This is a genomic window from Streptomyces sp. NPDC015220 (genome assembly GCF_043079345.1).
Taxonomy (GTDB): domain Bacteria; phylum Actinomycetota; class Actinomycetes; order Streptomycetales; family Streptomycetaceae; genus Streptomyces.
Window position 1 is genome coordinate 304,584 of record NZ_JBIBUK010000007.1, and the last position, 20,808, is coordinate 325,391.

Genomic DNA, 20,808 nt, shown 5'->3' on the forward strand with positions numbered 1-20,808 from the left:
CGATCCGGGTTCCCGGGCGCCGATCCGGGTTCCCGGGCGCCGATCCGGGTTCCCGGGCGCCGATCCGGGTTCTGGGGCGCCGGTCGGGGCTCAGAGGAACTTCGCCTTCCCCGGGCCCTCCTCCACGAAGCTGCGCATGCCGCGCTCGCGGTCCTCCGTGGCGAACAGCCCCGCGAACCAGTTCCGCTCGACGGCGAGGCCGGTCTCGATGTCGGTCTCCAGGCCGGTGTCGACCGCCTCCTTGGCGGCGCGCAGCGCGATCGCCGGGCCCTGGGCGAGCCTCGCCGCCCAGGCGTGCGCCGCCTCGTACACCTCGGCGGCCGGCACCACCCGGTCCACCAGGCCCAGCGCGAGGGCCTCGTCGGCCTTGACCTGACGGCCGGTGAAGATGAGGTCCTTGGCCTTGGAGGGGCCGATCAGCCGGGACAGCCGCTGCGTGCCGCCCGCGCCGGGGATCAGGCCGAGCAGGATCTCCGGCTGGCCCAGCTTGGCGTTCTCCCCGGCGATCCGGTAGTCGGCGCAGAGCGCGAGCTCACAGCCGCCGCCGAGCGCGTAGCCGGTGACCGCGGCGACCACCGGCTTGGGGATGCGGGCCACGGCGGTGAAGGAGTCCTGGAGGGCGCGGGCGCGCAGGACCATCGCCGCGTGGTCCATCACCTGCATCTCCTTGATGTCCGCGCCGGCCGCGAACACCTTCTCGCCGCCGTAGATCACCACGGCGCGCACGTCCTCGCGGCGGGTGGCCTCCTCGGCGAGTTCCCTGAGCCGGTCCTGCGTGGCGACGTCGAGCGCGTTCATGGGCGGGCGGTCCAGGCGCAGCGTGCCGACGCCCCCGGCGACTTCCAGAGTTACGGTCATGGGAAGCAGGTTAACCACCATTAACGGCAACCGGCCCGGTGCGGTCTGTCACACCGGGCCGGTCCGTCGCGCGTCGGCCGCGCCCGTCAGGAGAAGGGCCGCTCAGGCCGGCCGCGCCCCGTCAGGAGGGGGGCGGCGGTCCGTCGGGCGGGGCCCGCCGTCCGCCGCGGGAGGAGCGCGGGGGCGCTCACGCCTTCCACTCGCTCCAGGACATGTTCCAGCCGTTGAGCCCGTTGTCCGGGGCGACGGTCTTGTCCTGGGAGTTCTGCACCTCCACCACGTCGCCGATCAGCGAGTGGTTGAAGAACCAGGCGGCCGGCACGCCGCTGTCGTAGCCGCCGCGCACGTCGCGCAGGCCGACGCAGCCGTGGCTGGCGTTGAAGTTGCCGAAGGCGCCGCCGCCCCAGTAGTTGCCGTGGATGAAGGTGCCGGAGGTGGTCAGGCGCATGGCGTGCGGCACGTCCTTGATGTCGTACTCGCCGCCGTAGCCGACCGTCTCGCCGTTCATCCGGGTCACCGTGAGCTTCTCGCTGATGACCATCCGGCCGTTCCAGGTGTCGTAGCCGGGCTTGCCGGTGGTGACGGGGATGGTCCGGACGACCTTCCCGTCCTGCGTCACCTTCATCGTGTGCTTGCTCGCGTCCACGACGGACACCTGGTTGCGGCCGATGGTGAAGGAGACCGTCTTGGACTGCTTGCCGTAGACGCCCGGGCGGCCCTCGACGCCGTCGAGGTCGAGCTTGACGGTGACCTTGGTGCCGGCCTTCCAGTAGTGCTCGGGCCGGAAGTCGAGGCGGTCGTTGCCGAACCAGTGGCCCTCGACCTCGACGGCCGGCTCGGTCTTGATCCGGATGGCCTTCTCGACGGCGCCGGGGCGCGTGATGCCCCGGGTGAAGTTGACGGAGAACGGCATTCCGACGCCGACCGTGGAGCCGTCCTCGGGGGTGAAGCTGCCGACGAAGGTGTTCCGCGGCGTCAGCGTGGTGAAGCTGGAGTCCTCGGCGGCCTGGCGGCCGGCGGAGTCCTTGGCGACCGCGTGGACGGTGTACTTGGTCGAGGCCGCCAGGTGGGTGGACGGCGTCCAGGAGGCGCCGCCGCCGGATATCTTCCCGGATATCTCGGTGCCCTTGGCGTCCTTGACGACGACCTGGGTGAGCGTGCCCCCGCTCGCGGCGACCTTGAGGGCGCCGCTGGTGTCGACGGACGTCGCGCCGTCCTTGGGCGCGATGCTGACGACCGCCTGCGACTGCTTGCTCTCGGTCGTGCCGGCGTCCTTGCCCTTGCTCTGGCCGGACCCGGAGTCCGAGCCGCCTCCCCCGCACGCGGTGACGGCGAGGACGAGCGCGCCGGAGACCAGCGCGAGCAGCCCCCTGCGCCCCCTGGTCCCCGCTCGTCCCCCGCGTACCCGCGCGTCAACCGACGCCCCCGATATCGGCCGCACGTTCAAGTTCGTCCCCTCCCCGGGCCGGTCAGACCCATGCCCCAGCGCGTCCCGCGCGCACTGGCGCATAGTAACCACAAGGTCAGGGGCGAGTTGTCAGCCGAATGTCACTGTTCCGTCCCAACTTCGACAGCCGCTGGAAACCGCTTCCGCACGGCCGCCGGCCCCCGACCCGTGCCCCCGGCCCATCACTTGACCGCACTGCCCGCCGTCCAGTCCTTCCAGCCCATGTTCCACCCGCCGAGTCCGTTGTCCGCCGAGACGGTCCGGTCGTTGCTGTTGACGACTTCCACCACGTCGCCGACGAGGCTGCGGTCGAAGAACCAGCCCGCCGGGGTCCCGGATCCGCCGCCCTTGACGTCCTTCAGTCCCACACAGCCGTGGCTGACGTTGGTGCGCCCGAACGTGTCCGGGACCGACCAGTAGTTGCCGTGCACGAAGGTCCCGGAGTCGGTGAGCCGCATGGCGTGCGGGACGTCGGAGATGTCGTACTCGCCGCCGAAGCCGACCGTGCGGCTGTTCATGCGGGTGACCTCGAGCATCTCCATCACCACCATCTTCCCGTTGTACGTGCTGCTCCTGGCCGCCCCGGCCGTGATGGGGACGGTGGCCAGCAGCTCGCCCTCGCGGCGCACCTGCATGGTGTGCGCGGCCGCGTCGACCCGGGAGACCTGGCTGCGGCCCACGGTGAAGGAGAAGGTCTTGTACTGCAGCCCGTAGAGCCCGGGCGCCCCCTGGACGTCCCGGAGACGCAGGTCGACGGTGACCCGGGTGCCGGGCCTCCAGTACTCCCGGGGGCGGAAGTCGAGGCGGCTCCTGCCGAACCAGTGCGGGCGGATCTCCACGGGCGGTCGGGCGGTGACGCGGACGGCGCGCTCCACGGCGGCCCGGTCGGCGATCTCGCGGCTGAAGGACAGGGAGACGATCATTCCGGTGCCGACGACCGCGCGGTTCTCCGGCGTGACGTAGCCGATGAAACGCTCGTCGGGGACGTAGGTGGTGAAGGTGGTGTGCCGGGCGGAGCGGTGTCCGTCCCCGTCGACGGCGACCGCGTCGACGGTGTACTTGGCGGCGAGGGCGAGCCGGTCGTCGTCGGGCCGCCAGTCGCGACCGTCGCGGGAGAGGCGCCCGGTCACCGGGGCGTCCTGCGCGTCCTGCGCCTTGACGACCCGGACGGACTCCAGGCGCCCGTCGGCCACCCGCACCCGCAGCTTCGCATCCGGGCGGACGTCCTTGCTGCCGTCGCCCGGCACGACGCGGATGACGTCCTCGGGCGCCGGGGGCTTGCCGAAGGCCCGGCCGAGGGCGTCCGGGTCGCCCGAGGTGCAGCCGGCGGCCCCGGCCAGCAGTCCTGCCCATGTCAGTACGGCGGCCATCACGGCCCTCGCGCGCCGTGCGCGCCGTTGTACGTGCCTCACGGGCTGCCCAACGACCGGCCCGCTCCCGGGAAACGTGAGTGCGACCCGACCTCTGGGCAGAACAGTGGGGAGGACCACGCGCCGGGGGGCCGCGCCCGGGAGGAAGCCGCAGGAGCGGGCCGGAGCCGAACGAGCCGCAACAGCCGAAAAAAGGGGCCGACCAGGTGTCGAGCGCAGCCGAGCAGGAGGCGGTGGCGGACGGGCCCGCCACCCCGGACGGGCACACCGCGGACGGGCACGCCACCGAGGGGGGACCCGCCGTCGAGGGAGGCGTCACCACCGACGGAAACACCGGCGGAGGCGCCGGCGGAGGCGCGGGCGGCGACGGACGCGCCGCGGGGAACGGGCGCGCCGCTAAAGCCGAGCGGACCGCCGGCGACAAAGGCGCGCCCGGCGACGGACTCACCCCCGGCAGCGGGCCCACCCCCGGCGACGGGCCCACCCCCGGAAGCGGGCAGGCCGCCGGAAACGGGCGCGCCGCCGGCGGCCGGGTCGCCGCCCAGGCGCTGCCGGCCGCGGCCCGGGTCGTTCCCGCCGTCGGCGGGGCCGGTGTGCGGCGGGGGGCGCCGCCACCCACCGCACCCGTGTGGCCGGGCGCCTCCACGCCGCTGGGCGCGCGCTTCCGCGTCGGCCCGGACGGGGTGGCGGGCACCAACTTCGCGCTGTGGGCGGGCGGCGCGGAGGCCGTCGAGCTGTGCCTGTTCGACGAGGCCGGCAAGGAGACCCGCGCCCGGCTCACCGAGCTGACGCACGAGATCTGGCACGGCTTCGTCCCCGGTGTGATGCCCGGGCAGCGCTACGGCTACCGGGTGCACGGCCGCTGGGACCCGTGGACCGGCGCCCGCTGGAACCCGGCGAAACTGCTGCTCGACCCGTACGCGCGCGCGGTGGACGGCGCGTTCCGGTTGCCGCCCCAGGTCTACGGGCACGTGCGGGACTGGCCGGACCAGCACGTCGCCGACACCGTGCGCGACGACCGCGACTCCGCGCCCCACGTGCCCAAGGGAGTCGTCGTCCACGACGGGGACGACTGGTCCGACGACCGCCGTCCCAAGACCCCGTGGGCCGACTCGGTCATCTACGAACTGCACGTGCGCGGCTTCACCAGGCTGCACCCCGGCGTCCCCGAGGAACTGCGCGGGACGTACGCCGGACTCGCGCACCCGGCGGCGATCGAGCACCTGGTACGGCTGGGCGTGACGGCGGTGGAGCTGCTGCCGGTGCACCAGTTCGCCCACGAGGACCACCTGCTCCGCCGCGGCCTGCGCAACCACTGGGGCTACAACTCGATCGGCTACTTCGCCCCGCACGCCGGGTACGCGGCCTCCGGCACCGCCGGCCAGCAGGTCGGCGAGTTCAAGCGGATGGTGCGCGCGCTGCACGCGGCCGGCATCGAGGTCGTCCTCGACGTGGTCTACAACCACACCGCCGAGGCGAACGAGTACGGCCCGACGCTGTCCCTGAAGGGCATCGACAACCAGCGCTACTACCGGCTGCAACCGGACGCGCGCCGGTACGCGGACTACACCGGCTGCGGCAACACCCTGCACGTGGTCCAGCCCCACGTGCTGCGCCTGATCACCGACTCGCTGCGCTACTGGGTGACCGAGATGGGCGTGGACGGCTTCCGCTTCGACCTGGCCGCCGCGCTGGCCCGCTCCATGCACGACGTCGACATGCTCTCGCCGTTCCTCGCCGTGATCGCGCAGGACCCGGTGCTGCGCCGGGTCAAGCTGATCGCCGAACCGTGGGACGTGGGCGCGGGCGGATACCAGGTGGGCGCCTTCCCGCCGCTGTGGGCCGAGTGGAACGACCGCTACCGCGACACCGTGCGGGACTTCTGGCGCCATGCCCTGCCGGACGTGCGGGAGATGGGCTACCGGCTGTCCGGTTCCAGCGACCTGTACGCCTGGGGCGGCCGGCGCCCCTACGCCTCCGTCAACTTCGTCACGGCGCACGACGGTTTCACCCTCCGGGACCTGGTGAGTTACGACCGCAAGCACAACGAGGCCAACGGCGAGGGCAACCGGGACGGCACGGACGACAACCGTTCCTGGAACTGCGGGGCGGAGGGCGAGAGCGACGACGAGGGGATACGGGCGCTGCGCCGCAGGCAGCTGCGCAACCTGCTGACCACGCTGCTGCTGTCCACCGGCGTGCCGATGCTGGTCGCGGGCGACGAGCTGGGCCGCACCCAGCGCGGCAACAACAACGCCTACTGCCAGGACAACGAGATCGGCTGGCTGGACTGGTCCCTGCTGGAGGACCCCGGCTGGCGTGCCCTGTGCGAGCTGGCCTCCCGGCTGATCGCCCTGCGCCACCGCCACCCGGTGCTGCGCCGCCGGGCGTTCTTCTCCGGGCGGTCCCACTCGGCCGAGGGACTGCGGGACCTGGCCTGGTTCACCCCGCGCGGCGCGGAGATGACGGAAGGGGACTGGTACGCCCCGGCGGCCACCCTCGGCATGTACCTCTCCGGCCGGGACATCCCGGGGCGCGACGAGCGGGGCGCCCCGGTCCTCGACGACAGCTTCCTGGCCGTCCTGCACGCCGGGGACCGCCCGGTGGGCTTCGTCCTGCCGGGGCCGCCTTGGGCGCGGCGGTACGAGGTGGTGGTGGACACCTCGCTGGAGGACCAGACCGGGCCCCCGCGGGTGAGCCACCCGGCGGGCTCGGCCGTCACCGTGCCGGCCCGCTCGGTGCTGCTGCTGAAGGTCGCGGACTGACCGAGGACGCCCCGGTCGTCAGCCACCGCCCGCGGCGGCGGGCCGCCCCACGGATGCCGGGCCGCCCGGGCTTTCGCCCGGTGCGGCGGTGGGGCCCCGCTCGGGGAGCCCGCCGGGCGTCGCGGCGCGGACGGACGTGCGACGGCGGGCCCCTGCGAGCCGGGCGGTGAACGCCGTCCCCCGGACGGACGAAGACGCAGGTCGTAGGGCCGGTGATGGAGCCCGGTCCGGCCGAAACTCGGTGGGCGACGCCGACGCCGATCCGTAGGCTCACCGGTGATGCCCACGACACCTGCCGCCACCGAAACCCGTCCCGACGACACGGGGCCGACGGGCCCCGCCGCGTCCCGCCCGGGGCGTTCCGCCGTCCGCACGCTGCTGCGGCTGTGGCCGTACGTCCGGCCGGTGCGCGCCCGGCTGTCCGTCGCCGCGTTCGTCGCGATCGTCGCCTCCTGCGTGGGTCTGGTGATCCCGCTCGTCCTGAAATGGCTGGTGGACGGGCCGGTCGCCGACCGGGACACGCGCGGCGTGTGGCTCGGCGCGCTGTACCTGCTGCTGCTCGGCGTGGCCGAGGCGCTGCTGTTCGGACTGCGGCGGTGGCTGGTGGCCCGGCCGCTGTCGCACGTCGAGGCGGAGCTGCGGGCCGGTCTCTACCGGCACCTCCAGCGGCTGCCGGTCGCCTTCCACGACCGCTGGGCGTCGGGCCAGTTGCTCTCCCGGGGCACGACCGATCTGATGCTGCTGCGCCAGTTCCTCGCCTTCCCCCTGACCTTCCTGCTGGTCAACGGCGTGACGATCCTGGTGGGTGTCGTCATCATGCTGCTCCAGGACTGGACGCTCGGGCTGGTGATGCTGGCGCCCGCCCTGCCGCTGGTCGCCCTGAGCGCGTTCTTCGAGAAGCGGTACGCGCACGCGGCGCGGCTCGCGCAGGACCAGGTCGGGGACCTGACGACGGTGGTCGAGGAGAGCGTGCTCGGCGTCCGCGTCATCAAGGGGTTCGGCCGGCACCGCAGTCAGGCCCGCGCGTTCCGCGAGCTGGCGGGCACCCTGCGCGGCACGGAGCTGCGCAAGGCCCGGCTGCTGGCGACGATCTGGGCGGTCATCGTGGCCCTGCCGGAGGTGGCCATCGGGGCGACGCTGGTGGTGGGCGCGGTGCGGGTCGCGGACGGCGCCCTGTCGGCGGGCACCCTGGTCGCCTTCCTGTCCACCGCGCTCGCGCTGCGCTGGCCGGTGGAGTCGATCGGTTTCCTGCTGGCGATGAGCCAGGAGGCGGCGACCGCGACGGAGCGGTACTTCGAGGTGATGGACGCGCGGCCGGAGAGCCACGCGGATACGGCGGCGCCCGGTCCCGCCGCCCCGCACGCCCGTCCCCGGCCCGGCGCCGGCGCCGGCCGTGCGGGCGGGCTGAGGTTCGAGCACGTCCGCTTCCGCTACCCCGACGCCGCCCCCGACTCCCCGCCCCTCCTGGACGACGTCGACCTGCACGTCCGCCCCGGCGAGTCCCTGGCCCTGGTCGGTGCGACGGGCAGCGGGAAGACGACCCTCACCGCGCTCGTCCCCCGCCTGCACGAGGTGACCGGGGGCCGCATCACCCTCGACGGCGAGGACATCACCACGATGGACCGGGAGGCCCTGCGCGCCCTCGTCGCCGTGGCCTTCGAGGAGCCCACCCTCTTCTCCGCCAGCGTCGGCGACAACGTTCTCATGGGCGCGGACGGCACGGCGGGCACCGCCGAGCTGGACCGCGCGCTCGCCGTGGCCCAGGCCGACTTCGCGCACACGCTCCCACAGGGCACCGACACCCAGGTCGGCGAGCAGGGCCTCAGTCTGTCCGGCGGCCAGCGGCAGCGCCTTGCACTGGCCCGCGCGATCGTCGGCCGGCCCCGTTTCCTGGTCCTGGACGACCCGCTGTCCGCCCTGGACGTGCACACGGAGGCCGCCGTGGAGGCCGCGCTGCGCCGGGTACTGGCCGACACCACCGCCCTGATCGTGGCGCACCGCCCCTCCACGGTGCTGCTGGCCGACCGCGTCGCCCTGCTCTCCGGCGGCCGGATCGCCGCCGTCGGCACCCATCACGAACTGCTGCGCACGAACGCCGAGTACGCCCGTCTGATGTCGGGCGGCCAGGCGCGAGAGGAAGAGGAGGACGAGGACCGATGACGGCCCCCACCACATCCGTCCCCGTGGCCGAGGACGAGGCGGACCCGCCGCGCCCCGGGGACGCCGGCGACCCCTTCGACCGGGACGTGCTGCCCACTCCCCCCGGCGCGACCGCCGCCCTGCTCCGCTCGCTGCTGGCCCCCATGAAGGCCCGCGTCGCCGGGACCACGCTCGTGCTGCTGCTCCAGCAGGCGGCCGTCCAGGCGGGCCCGCTGCTGGTGGCGTACGCGATCGACACGGCCGTCCCGGCGTTCCGCGCCCACGACCACGGGCCGCTGGTCGCGGTGGCCGTCGGCTATCTGCTGTGCGCCCTCGCCTCCGGCGGGCTGCAGTGGGCGTTCATCGCCGGCGCGGCCCGGGTCAACCAGGACGTGCTGCTGGATCTGCGCGGCCGTATCTTCCGCCACGCCCAGGCGCTCAGCGTCGACTTCCACGAGCGCTACACCTCCGGCCGGCTCATCTCCCGTTCCACCACGGACGTGGAGTCGCTGCGCGAACTGCTGGACGAGGGCCTGCAGGAACTGATCACGGTCCTGCTCTCCTTCCTCTCCATCTCCGCGATGCTGCTGTGGCTGGATGCGGGGCTCGGCGCCGTCGCTGTCGCGTCGTTCGTGCCGCTGTACCTGCTGGTGCGGCTCTACCAGCGGCGCGCGGGGCGGGTGTACCGGGAACGGTCCACGGCGATCGCCGCGGTGATCGTGAAGTTCGTGGAGACGATGAACGGCATCCGGCCGGTGCGGGCCTTTCGCCGCGAGGCCGCCAACGACGCCGACTTCGCCGTCCTCAACCGCCGCCACGAACGCACCAACGGCGACGCGCTGCTGGAGATGGCCCGCTATGTGGTCGGCTCCCGGCTGGTGGCCAACACGGCGGTCGCCGCGATGGTGCTGTGGGGCGCCCACCGGGTGACGGACGGCTCGCTGGAGCTGGGCGTGCTGGCGGCGGCGGTGCTGTACCTGCGCCGCCTGTACGACCCGATCGACCGTCTCGGGATGTTCCTCAACTCCTACCAGTCGGCCGCCGCCTCCCTGGAGAAGATCGCGGGGCTGCTGGCCCAGGCGCCCTCGGTCCCGGAGCCGACGGAGCCCCGGCCGCTCCCGCCGCTCGCCTCCGAACTGCCGGGCCGCGAGGTGGTGTTCGAGGCGGTCGGCTTCGGCTACCGCACCGGCGGTGAGGTGCTGCCCCGCTTCGACCTGACCGTCCCCGCCGGGCAGACCGTCGCGGTGGTCGGCTCCACGGGCGCCGGGAAGTCGACCCTGGCCAAGCTGCTGGCCCGCTTCTACGACCCGTCCACGGGGCGGGTGCTGCTGGACGGCGTGGACCTGCGCGATCTCGCCACGCCCGAACTGCGGCGCGGGGTCGTCATGGTGACGCAGGAGGCGTTCCTGTTCTCCGGCACGGTCGCCGACAACATCGCCATCGGCCGCCCGGAGGCGACCCGCGAGGAGATCGAGGCCGCCGCGAAGGCGATCGGCGCCCACGACTTCATCAGCGCGCTGCCCGACGGCTACGACACCGACGTACGCAAGCGGGGCGGCCGCATCTCGGCGGGCCAGCGTCAACTGGTGGCTTTCGCGAGGGCGTTGCTGGCCGATCCGGCGGTGCTGATCCTCGACGAGGCGACCAGCTCGCTCGACATCCCCGGCGAACAGGCCGTGCAGCGCGCGATGGCGACGATCCTGCGGGGCCGTACGGCGGTGGTGATCGCCCACCGGCTGTCCACCGTGGAGATCGCCGACCGGGTGCTGGTGATGGAGCACGGCCGGATCGCGGAGGACGGACGGCCCCGTGAACTCATCGCCGGCCGGGGCCGTTTCGCCGAGCTGCACCGCGCCTGGCGCGACAGCCTGGCCTGAACCGGACGCCGGGACCCGGGGAGGCGGTGACCGACCCGCACGAGGGCCCGCGGCGCCCGGCCGCCGGGAGCGGACGGCCCCGGCGGGCCGGTGACGGAGATCCGGCGGCCGGTGGCGGCGGCGCCGGCGTCCGCCGGGGAATGCGAAGGTGTGTGGGCGCACGTCCGCACCGACACCGACGTCAACGGAAGAGAGTCTCGGCATGGCCGTCATCCACGACACCACCCTCAAGCCGACCAAGCTGGAGCTGCTGACCTCCTGGCTGCCCTCCCGACGGTGGTACCAGGGCGGCGGGGACGAACCGCGGCTGTCGAAGTCGGGCGGTTTCCGGCTGGACGACCCCGCGGGCGAGGTCGGGATCGAGTTCATGGTCGTCCACGACGCCTCCGGCGCCCGCCCGGCCGCCTACCTGGTGCCGCTCACCTACCGCGGCGCCCCGCTCGACGGGGCGCAGGACGCTCTGATCGGCACCACGGAGCACGGCGTACTGGGACCGCGCTGGGTCTACGACGGCTGCCAGGACCCCGTCCTCGTCGCCCAGTTGCACGCCCTGATCGAGGGCCGGACGCAGGCCCAGGCGCAGAGCACGAGCGACACCCCGGACGAGGAGGTCACCCGCTCGCACACGGGCACGGCCCCGCTCCCCGCCGGCCCCACCACGGCCACCGACACCGAGGAGAGCACCGAACTGACCGGCCCTGACGGCGGCGCGGCCCTGCGCGTGCACCGGGTCCTGCGCGGTGGTCAGCCCGTTCCCCCGCAGGCCGCGGCCGGCCACGTCGCCGGCGCCTGGGACGCACCGGACGGCAGCCGCGTCCGGGGGCTGTTCGCGGTGCTCCACACCCACCTCGGCTGAGCACGGCCGGGCTCCGACGCCCCCGTACTCCCGTGACCGACGGGGGTACGGGGGCGTGGTCCGGCCGGCCGGAGCCGGTGTGCGGCGGGCCGGGGCGCCCACCGCCGCCCCGCGCGACCGTAGGGTGCCGGGCATGAAGATCACCCTGCACCCGCCGACGGAAGAGGACCTGCGGCTGGTCGAGCACGCTCGGCGCATCGTGGAGGCCAACGGCGACGGGGAGGTGCACACCGTCGGCGCCGCCGTCCGGGACGTGCTGGGCCGGACGTTCGGCGGCATCAACCTGTACCACTTCACCGGCGGCCCCTGCGCGGAGCTCGTGGCGCTGGGGCACGCCCGCGCCGCGGGCGCCCGGGAGCTGTCGGTCATCGTCGCCGTCGGGGACCGGGGTCGTGGCGTGCTCGCGCCGTGCGGACGCGACCGGCAGGTCCTCCTCGACCACCACCCGGGCATCCACGTCCTGGTGCCGACGCCCGACGGCGTCCGCAGAGCCGCCGTGGCCGACCTCCTGCCGCACGGCTACGTGTGGGCGGACCACGACGCCTGAGGCCGCCGTTCGCCGTGCCGGGGCCCGCGGGCCCCGACGCGGTTCCCCGGGTCGCCGACCGCCGCGGATCCGGCGCGGTCCAGGACGTCGCGATGTCCGCCGCGGGCGGGGCGTCCGGGCGTCCCGCCCATCCGGTTCGTATACCGAACATGAACATCCGGACAACGAACGATTTCCAGCCAAGTTGATGACGCGCCCCTGACAAGGTCCGCGTTCTCCTGCCACTCTTCCCTTCGGCCGTTCACAGTCGGCCCACAGGACCCCCCACGGTTCCGCGGCTGTGCTCCGCCCGCGTTCCACGCACCTCACGCACTTCGCACCTCGTTCCGCGTTCTTCCGCGGTTCTGCCCGGACGGCTCACCCCCCGTCCGGTTCTCCCCCTTGGCCGCGCGACCCGTGGCCACGCAGAAGGAGTCAGTGTTGAGTAGCAGCAGCTCTCGCAGACGCACCTCCCACACAACTCACCGGCGGGCAGCGGGTGTCGCCCTGGCCGGTGTCGCCGCGCTGATCGCCACGGCCGTCCAGTCGGGCGCCGCGAGCGCCGCGCCCACGCAGGCGCCGCATGCCGGCAGGCTCGACCCGGCGCACGTCGCCGTGAAGCTCACCCCCTCCCAGCGCGCCGAGCTGATCCGCGACGCCGACTCGGCCAAGTCGCGCACCGCCGAGGACCTCGGCCTCGGCGCGCAGGAGAAGCTGGTCGTCAAGGACGTCGTCAAGGACGCCGACGGCGCCCTCCACACCCGCTACGAGCGCACCTACGCCGGCCTGCCGGTCCTCGGCGGCGACCTGGTCGTCGACACCTCGAAGTCGGGCACGACGCAGCGGGTCGTGAAGGCGACGGGCGCGGCCGTGAAGGTCGCCAGTCTCACCCCGCGCGTGTCGAAGGCGACCGCGGAGAAGCAGGCCGTGCAGCGCGCCAGGACCCTGGGCGGCAGCGACGCGGCGGCCGCCCCGTCCTCGCGCGAGGTGATCTGGGCCGCGAGCGGCACGCCGGTGCTGGCGTACGAGACGGTGGTCGGCGGCTTCCAGGACGACGGGACACCCAACCGGCTGCACGTCGTCACGGACGCGAGCACGGGCAAGGAGCTGTTCCGCTACCAGGGCATCGAGACCGGTGTCGGCAACACCCAGTACAGCGGCCAGGTGACGCTGACGACGACCCAGTCGGGCTCGACGTACACGCTGAACGACGGCGCGCGCGGCGGCCACAAGACGTACAACCTCAACCGCGGCACCTCCGGCACCGGCACGCTGTTCAGCCAGTCCAGCGACACCTGGGGCAACGGCACCACGTCGAACTCCGCCACCGCGGCCGCCGACGCGCACTACGGCGCCGCGGTCACCTGGGACTTCTACAAGAACACCTTCGGGCGCAACGGCATCAAGAACAACGGCCAGGCCGCCTACTCCCGCGTCCACTACGGCAACGCGTACGTGAACGCGTTCTGGGACGACAGCTGCTTCTGCATGACCTACGGCGACGGCACCGGGAACAACGACCCGCTGACCTCGCTGGACGTGGCCGGCCACGAGATGAGCCACGGCGTCACCTCCAACACCGCGGGCCTGAACTACTCGGGCGAGTCCGGCGGCCTGAACGAGGCCACCTCCGACATCTTCGGCACCGGCGTGGAGTTCTACGCCAACAACAGCACGGACGCCGGCGACTACCTGATCGGCGAGAAGATCGACATCAACGGCGACGGCACCCCGCTGCGCTACATGGACAAGCCCAGCAAGGACGGCGCCTCCGCCGACTCCTGGTCCTCGGGCGTGGGCAGCAAGGACGTGCACTACTCCTCCGGCGTCGCCAACCACTTCTTCTACCTGCTGAGCGAGGGCAGCGGAGCCAAGGTCATCAACGGCGTCAGCTACAACTCGCCGACGGCCGACGGGCTTCCGGTCACCGGCATCGGCCGGGACAAGGCGCTGCAGATCTGGTACCGGGCGCTGACCACCAAGTTCACCTCCACCACCAACTACGCGAGCGCCCGCACCGGCACGCTGGCGGCGGCGGGCGAGCTGTACGGCACCACCAGCGCCGAGTACAAGGCGGTGCAGGACGCGTGGGCGGCCGTGGCGGTCGGCTCGCGCTCCGGCGGCGGCGACCCGGGCGGCGGCGGCTCCACGTTCGAGAACACCTCGGACGTGCAGATCCCGGACTACGGCTCGGCGGTCACCTCGTCCATCACGGTCTCCGGCCGGAGCGGCAACGCGCCCTCCAACCTCCAGGTCACGGTCGACATCGTGCACACCTGGAGCGGCGACCTGCAGATCGACCTGGTCGCCCCGAACGGGTCGACGTACCGGCTGAAGAGCAGCGGCTACGACCCGACGCCGGACGTGCACAAGACCTACACGGTCAACGCGTCCGCCTCGGCGGCCAACGGGACCTGGAAGCTGCGCGTCCAGGACCAGGGCCCGCAGGACACGGGCTACATCGATGGCTGGAAACTGACCTTCCCGTAAAGGGCGTCCGGTAGGCCGCGCTGACCCCAGGTCAGGGCGCCGCTCCGGAGGTGGAGCTCCCGGAGCGGCGCCCGTTCACACCCCCGAAACATTCATCCGGATGTCTTTTTTCAGCCAACATCACTTCGGGGTCATGACATGTACGCGTCCTCAGTGCCACTCTTCCTGCACCCGCCGCACAGCAACCTGACATCCACTCCGGGTCGGCAACCCCACGCCGGACGGACTCCCCCACATAAGGAGCTCGTGTGACTCCCCGCTACGCGCGTCACAAGCGCACCACTCTGGCCGTCGCCACCGCCGTCGCCGCCGGAGCCCTCCTCAGCACCGGTCTGACCACCAGTGCCTCGGCCGACGCCGGCCGCTCCCTCGCCGCCGCCCCCACCACCCTCTCCGCGGCGGCCCGCACCTCCCTCCTTCAGCAGGCGCAGGCCGGCGCCGCGGAGACGGCACAGCAGATAGGCCTCGGCGCCAAGGAGAAGCTGGTCGTCAGAGACGTCGTCCGGGACGTCGACGGCACCGTTCACACCCGCTACGAGCGCACCTACGCCGGTCTGCCGGTCCTCGGCGGCGACCTGATCGTCCACACCTCCAAGGCCGGCAAGGCCGAGGGGGTCACCAAGGCGACGAAGGCGACCATCAAGGTGGCCTCGCTCACGCCGAAGGTCGCCCCGGCCAAGGCCGAGAAGCAGGCGCTGGGCCTGGCCAAGGACGCCGGTTCGGCCCAGACCACCGCCGACCGGGCCCCGCGCAAGGTCGTCTGGGCGGGCAACGGCACGCCGGTCCTCGCCTACGAGACGGTCGTCGGCGGCCTCCAGGACGACGGCACCCCCAACGAGCTGCACGTCATCACCGACGCGGCCACCGGCAAGAAGCTCTACGAGTACCAGGGCATCGAGACCGGCACCGGCAAGACCCTGTACTCGGGCACCGTCACCCTCTCCACCACGCTGTCGGGCTCGACGTACCAGCTCTACGACACCACGCGCGGCGGCCACAAGACGTACAACCTGGCCCGCAAGACGTCCGGCACGGGGACCCTGTTCACCAACAGCACCGACGTGTGGGGCACCGGCGCCGCCTCCAGCTCCAGCACGGACCAGACGGCGGCCGCGGACGCCGCCTACGGCGCGCAGGAGACCTGGGACTTCTACAAGAGCACCTTCGGGCGCAACGGCATCAAGAACAACGGCGTGGGCGCCTACTCCCGCGTCCACTACGGCACCGGCTACGTCAACGCGTTCTGGGACGACAGCTGCTTCTGCATGACCTACGGCGACGGCTCGGGCAACACCCACCCGCTGACCGCGCTGGACGTCGCCGGCCACGAGATGAGCCACGGCGTCACCTCCAACACCGCGGGCCTGAACTACTCGGGCGAGTCCGGCGGCCTGAACGAGGCCACCTCCGACATCTTCGGCACCGGCGTGGAGTTCTACGCCAACAACGCCTCCGACCCGGGTGACTACCTGATCGGCGAGAAGATCAACATCAACGGCAACGGCACGCCGCTGCGCTACATGGACAAGCCCAGCAAGGACGGCGCCTCCGCCGACTACTGGTCCTCCACCGTGGGCAACAAGGACGTGCACTACTCGTCCGGCGTCGCCAACCACTTCTTCTACCTGCTGAGCGAGGGCAGCGGCGCGAAGACGATCAACGGCGTGAGCTACAACTCGCCGACGTACAACGGCTCCGCGGTCACCGGCATCGGCCGCGCCAAGGCACTGCAGATCTGGTACAAGGCGCTCACCACGTACATGACGTCCACGACCAACTACAAGGCCGCCCGCACGGCGACCCTGAACGCGGCCTCGGCGCTGTACGGCTCGACCAGCGCCGAGTACAAGGCGGTCGCGGCGGCCTGGACCGCGGTCAACGTCAGCTGACCACCGACCGACGAACGGCGGCACCCGGGGAGCGGACCTCCCCGGGTGCCGCCCTACGCTTGGGACCCATGTCCCCGGCGCCCTTCACCTACGAGCCGGTCGGCGCGACGCGCGACGATCCGGCCTTCTGCCCGCCCGGCTTCCACCCGATGCTGGTGCGCACCCGCATCGGCGAGGGCCAGGCGGTCTTCCGCCGGGCCGCCGAGGCGGTCCTCACCTGGGAGATGCACCGCGCCATGGGCGTGGGCATCGACGCCGCCGCCGACCGCGCGGCCCCCGGCGTCGACGTCACCGTCTCCCTGGCGGGGCTCGTCAAGGCCCCCTGCCGGATCGTCTGGACGGCCGAGGAGCCGCGCCGGGCCGGCTGGGCCTACGGCACCCTGCGGGGCCACCCTGAGACCGGCGAGGAGTCCTTCGTCGTCGACCGCACCGGCGACGGCACGGTCTGGCTGACCGTGGCCGCCTTCAGCCGCCCCGCCAAGTGGTACGCCCGCGCCGGCGGCCCCGCGACGCGCGGCCTCCAGCACGCCTACGCCCGCCGCTGCGGGACGGTGCTGCGCAGGCTGTGCGCCGCGGTCGCGGAGGACTGACCGGCACGGCCGGCCGCCGGGCCGGAACCGGTGGTCAGCGCAGCAGCACCCCGTCCCCCTCCACCGCCTCCTGCGACGGCACCGTCATCAGGCCGAGTTCCGCGCCCGAGGCGAGCATGCGGTGGGCGGGGAGGATGCGGACCGTGTACCCGTAGGGGCCGTTGCGGTCCAGGGAGAGCGGTCCCTCGTAGACCCAGCGGCCGTCGGGGTCGGGGGCGCCCGCGGGCTTCAGCGGCACCACGGTGGCGTCCTCGATGCGGTCCTCCTCGTCGACCCGGCCGGAGACGGCCTGCACCTCGATGTCGTCCGGACCGAGACTGCCCAGCCCGACCCGCACGCGCAGGCCGAGCGTGCCGCCGAGCTCGGCCGTGGCCGCCGCGTCGGAGGCCTCCACGTGGTCGACGCTCACCTCGTGCCAGGCAGCCCGCACCCGTGCCTTCCACCGCGCCAGCTCACGCGCCGCGTCCGGGCCCAGGGCGCGGTGGGCGTGGGCTGCGGGGGTGTAGAGCCGGTCGACGTACTCGCGGACCATGCGACCCGCCAGCACCTTCGGACCCAGCAGGGTCAGGGTCCGGCGGACCATCTCGATCCAGCGGTCGGGCAGCCCGGCCCGGCCGCGCTCGTAGAAGCGGGGCGCGACCCGCTGCTCCAGCAGGTCGTACAGGGCGGCGGCCTCCACGTCGTCACGGTGGTCGGGATCGGTGCCCGCCCCGTCGGCGGTGGGCACCGCCCAGCCGAAGTCGGGCTGGTACCACTCGTCCCACCAGCCGTCCAGCACGGACAGGTTGAGGCAGCCGTTGAGGGCGGCCTTCATCCCGGAGGTGCCGCACGCCTCCAGGGGCCGCAGCGGGTTGTTCAGCCACACGTCGCAGCCGTGGTACAGCTTCTGCGCCATCGCCATGCCGTAGTCGGGCAGGAAGACGATCCGGTGCCGTACCCGCGGGTCGTCGGCGAAGCGGACCAGTTCCTGGATGAGCCGCTTGCCGCCGTCGTCCGCCGGGTGCGCCTTGCCCGCGACGACGATCTGGATCGGCCGCTCCGGGTGCAGCAGCAGGTCCATCAGCCGGTCCCGGTCGCGCAGCATCAGCGTCAGACGCTTGTAGGAAGGGACCCGGCGGGCGAAGCCGATGGTCAGCACCTCGGGGTCGAACACGCCGTCGATCCAGCCCAGCTCCGCCGTGCCCGCGCCGCGCTGCCGCCAGGACGCCCGCAGCCGTCGGCGCACCTCGACCACCAGCTGCTCGCGCAGGTCACGGCGCAGCTCCCACACGTCCTCGTCGGGGATGTCGGCGACCGCGTCCCAGCGGTCGGAGCCGCCCACGGACAGGGCGTCCTCGGTGCGCTGCGCCCCGATCTGCCGGGCGCCGAGCCGGAACACCTCCGGGGCCACCCAGGTCGGGGCGTGGACGCCGTTGGTCACCGAGGTGATCGGCACCTCGTCCGGGTCGAATCCCGGCCACAGCCCGGAGAACATCTCCCGGCTGACCCGTCCGTGCAGAAGCGACACGCCGTTGGCGCGCTGTGCGAGCCGCAGTCCCATCACGGCCATGTTGAACAGGTTCGGCTCGCCGCCCGGATAGGTCTCCGTGCCCAGCCGGAGGATCCGCTCGACATCGATGCCGGGCAGCTCGGCCTCCGGCCCGAAGTGGCGGGCGACCAGTTCCCGGTCGAAGCGGTCGATGCCGGCCGGCACGGGCGTGTGGGTGGTGAACACCGTCCCCGCGCGCACCGCCTCCAGGGCCGCGTCGAAGTCCAGCCCGCCCTCGCACAGCTCCGCGATCCGCTCCACCCCGAGGAAGCCCGCGTGTCCCTCGTTGGTGTGGAACACCTCCGGCCCGGGGTGCCCGGTGAGCCGGCAGTACGTCCGCACCGCGCGCACCCCTCCTATGCCCAGCAGCATCTCCTGCAGCAGCCGGTGCTCGCTGCCGCCGCCGTAGAGCCGGTCGGTCACCCCGCGCTCGCCGGGATCGTTCTCCTCGACGTCGGAGTCCAGCAGCAGCAGCGGGATCCGGCCGACCTGGGCCAGCCAGACCCGGGCGTGCAGCGACGCGCCTCGGGGCAGCGCGAGGGAGACCCGCGCGGGGCTGCCGTCGGCCTCCCGGAGCTGGGTGACGGGCAGCTCGTTGGGGTCCAGGACCGGGTAGTGCTCCTGCTGCCAGCCGTCCCGGGACAGCGTCTGGCGGAAGTAACCGTGCCGGTACAGCAGCCCCACGCCGATCAGCGGCACACCGAGGTCGCTGGCCGACTTCAGATGGTCGCCGGCGAGGATGCCGAGCCCGCCGGAGTACTGCGGCAGGGCGGCGGTGATGCCGAACTCGGGCGAGAAGTAGGCGATCGCGGCCGGCCGCCCCTCGGGCCGGCCCTGGTACCAGCGGTCGCCGGTCACGTAGTCGTGCAGGTCGTCGGCGGCCGCGGTCAGCCGGCGCAGGAAGCGGCGGTCCCCGGCCAGCTCGGCCAGCCGCGCCGGTCGCACGCTGCCGAGCAGCCGTACCGGGTCGCCGCCCGAGGAGGCCCAGCGCTCCGGGTCGACGGACTGGAACAGATCACGCGTCTCGGCGTGCCAGGACCAGCGCAGATTGCGGGCCAGCTCGCTGAGCGGTCGTAGGGGCTCGGGGAGAACGGGACGGACGGTGAACCGACGGATCGCCTTCACATTCCACCTCGGCGCGTTCGCTGATGGACGCACGGCGCGGTGCGCTCCGTTCGAAGGACGCACGGCACCTTGCGCTTCGCTGGAAGGACGCACGGCACTGTGCGCCCCGTCACTCAAAACCGTACCGGTCCCGGTGCGGGCGCCGCTGGGGCCACCGCCGCCGATCCCCCGGCCGGCGCCCCGAACGGCTTGTCCCGGCGCGCCGGGAACCGGCCATTCCCACGGCTTCGGCCGCCCGGGCGTGGGGCGCGGCGTCCGGGGTACGCGCCTTGCTGGGTGAGGCATCCGGCCAGGTCTCCGGCGCCCTTCGGCGGCGGGGATCTGCGTGTCGAACGGATTCCCGCAGGTACAGGGGGTGTGATGGCCGAGCACCGGAGCCGGTTCGGCCCGTGTCCGGACGCGGCCGGTCTTGTGTGTAGACATACGCGTGAGTAGTTAACAAAGTGCCGGAATGCTCACCCGAACAGGGTGGGAAGGCTCCCCCGGTACACCCGACAGGCAGACCCCGTACGGAAACCCAGGCACCTCCCGGCACATCGAGGCAGATCCAAGCAGACCCGCAGGACCCGCACGGACCCCGCAGGACCCACCTCCCCACACACATCCGCCCACACCCTCGTTGACGCGGACAGGAGCGGTCATGCCCGCCACGCACCACTCGGCAGCACCCCCGACCAGCAGCACCAGCGGCAGGCGTCCCCGCGACGCCGGCCCACCGGACCACCCGGCCGCGGACACCTCCGCGCAGCGGACCGGCGCGGGTGACACCACCGCCGTCGGCCGGATGCCCGTCCTCGACGTCCGGCCGGTCGTCCAGCACGGCCGCCGGCCCGCCAAGGCGGTGACCGGCGAGTCGTTCGAGATCTCGGCCACCGTGTTCCGCGAGGGCCACGACGCGGTGGCGGCCAACGTCGTCCTGCGCGACCCCCGGGGCCGGACGGGCCCCTGGACGCCGATGCGCGAACTGGCGCCCGGCACCGACCGCTGGGGCGCCACCGTGACCGCGGGCGAGCCCGGCCGCTGGACGTACACGGTGGAGGCCTGGGGGGATCCGGTCACCACCTGGCGCCACCACGCCCGGATCAAGATCCCGGCGGGGCTGGACACCGGGCTGGTGCTGGAGGAGGGCGCCCGGTTGTACGAGCGGGCCGCCGCCGGGGTGCCCGACGACGGAGGCCGCGACACCCTCCTGGCGGCCGTCGCGGCCCTGCGGGACGACAGCCGGCCGGCCGCCTCCCGGCTGGCGGCGGCGTTGACGCCGGAGGTGGACGCGGTGCTCGCGCGGTACCCGCTGCGGGAGCTGGTCACCGCGAGCGAACCGCTGCCGCTCCAGGTCGAACGCGAGCGG

13 protein-coding genes are annotated in these 20,808 nt (G+C 73.2%); 9 read left to right on the top strand and 4 right to left on the bottom strand.

The genetic code is table 11. From position 1 onward, the window contains the following. Nucleotides 1–90: 90 nt before the first annotated feature. The 3 genes from ACF061_RS18140 to ACF061_RS18150 all read right to left on the bottom strand — a co-directional run bounded on the left by ACF061_RS18140 (nt 91) and on the right by ACF061_RS18150 (nt 3,717). Nucleotides 91–858, bottom strand: a complete 768-nt coding sequence (locus ACF061_RS18140; protein ID WP_392267862.1) for an enoyl-CoA hydratase/isomerase family protein — start codon at nt 856–858, stop codon at nt 91–93. Nucleotides 859–1,045: 187 nt separating this feature from the next. Continuing rightward, nucleotides 1,046–2,305 (bottom strand): Ig-like domain-containing protein, encoded by a 1,260-nt coding sequence (locus ACF061_RS18145; protein WP_392267863.1) that lies wholly within the window; start codon nt 2,303–2,305, stop codon nt 1,046–1,048. Nucleotides 2,306–2,487: 182 nt separating this feature from the next. After that, nucleotides 2,488–3,717, bottom strand: a complete 1,230-nt coding sequence (locus ACF061_RS18150; RefSeq protein ID WP_392267864.1) for an Ig-like domain-containing protein — start codon at nt 3,715–3,717, stop codon at nt 2,488–2,490. Nucleotides 3,718–4,223: 506 nt separating this feature from the next. Between ACF061_RS18150 and glgX the strand changes: the two genes are divergently transcribed. The 8 genes from glgX to ACF061_RS18190 all read left to right on the top strand — a co-directional run bounded on the left by glgX (nt 4,224) and on the right by ACF061_RS18190 (nt 16,807). Then, complete coding sequence (glgX, locus tag ACF061_RS18155; RefSeq protein WP_392267882.1) at nt 4,224–6,440, top strand: glycogen debranching protein GlgX; 2,217 nt, start codon at nt 4,224–4,226, stop codon at nt 6,438–6,440. 279 nt (nt 6,441–6,719) lie between these two features. Continuing rightward, nucleotides 6,720–8,600, top strand: coding sequence for an ABC transporter ATP-binding protein (locus ACF061_RS18160; protein ID WP_392267865.1), 1,881 nt, complete (start codon nt 6,720–6,722; stop codon nt 8,598–8,600). Then, nucleotides 8,597–10,456, top strand: a complete 1,860-nt coding sequence (locus ACF061_RS18165) for an ABC transporter ATP-binding protein (RefSeq protein ID WP_392267866.1) — start codon at nt 8,597–8,599, stop codon at nt 10,454–10,456. Before ACF061_RS18160 ends, ACF061_RS18165 begins: the two co-directional genes overlap by 4 nt. Before the next feature lie 202 nt (nt 10,457–10,658). Continuing rightward, nucleotides 10,659–11,312 (top strand): 1,4-alpha-glucan branching protein, encoded by a 654-nt coding sequence (locus ACF061_RS18170; protein WP_392267867.1) that lies wholly within the window; start codon nt 10,659–10,661, stop codon nt 11,310–11,312. A 133-nt stretch (nt 11,313–11,445) separates the two neighbouring features. Beyond that, nucleotides 11,446–11,859, top strand: a complete 414-nt coding sequence (locus ACF061_RS18175) for a cytidine deaminase family protein (RefSeq protein ID WP_392267868.1) — start codon at nt 11,446–11,448, stop codon at nt 11,857–11,859. 420 nt (nt 11,860–12,279) lie between these two features. Next, nucleotides 12,280–14,328 carry a M4 family metallopeptidase gene (locus tag ACF061_RS18180; RefSeq protein WP_392267869.1) on the top strand — a complete coding sequence of 683 codons (2,049 nt, stop codon included), beginning with the start codon at nt 12,280–12,282 and terminating at the stop codon, nt 14,326–14,328. 248 nt (nt 14,329–14,576) lie between these two features. Continuing rightward, the gene (locus tag ACF061_RS18185) at nt 14,577–16,217 is read left to right on the top strand and encodes a M4 family metallopeptidase (protein ID WP_392267870.1); all 1,641 of its coding nucleotides are present in this window, start codon (nt 14,577–14,579) and stop codon (nt 16,215–16,217) included. 68 nt (nt 16,218–16,285) lie between these two features. Then, the gene (locus ACF061_RS18190; RefSeq protein ID WP_392267871.1) at nt 16,286–16,807 is read left to right on the top strand and encodes a DUF1990 family protein; all 522 of its coding nucleotides are present in this window, start codon (nt 16,286–16,288) and stop codon (nt 16,805–16,807) included. Between the two features lie 34 nt (nt 16,808–16,841). On the opposite strand, the gene ACF061_RS18195 is transcribed toward ACF061_RS18190, so the two are convergent. Beyond that, on the bottom strand, nt 16,842–19,460 hold the full coding sequence (locus ACF061_RS18195; protein ID WP_392267872.1) for a glycosyltransferase family 1 protein: 2,619 nt from the start codon (nt 19,458–19,460) through the stop codon (nt 16,842–16,844). A 640-nt stretch (nt 19,461–20,100) separates the two neighbouring features. On the opposite strand from ACF061_RS18195, the gene ACF061_RS18200 reads away from it, so the two are divergent. After that, nucleotides 20,101–20,808, top strand: a 708-nt coding sequence (locus ACF061_RS18200; protein WP_392267873.1) for a maltotransferase domain-containing protein, incomplete at its 3' end; no start/stop codon positions are given.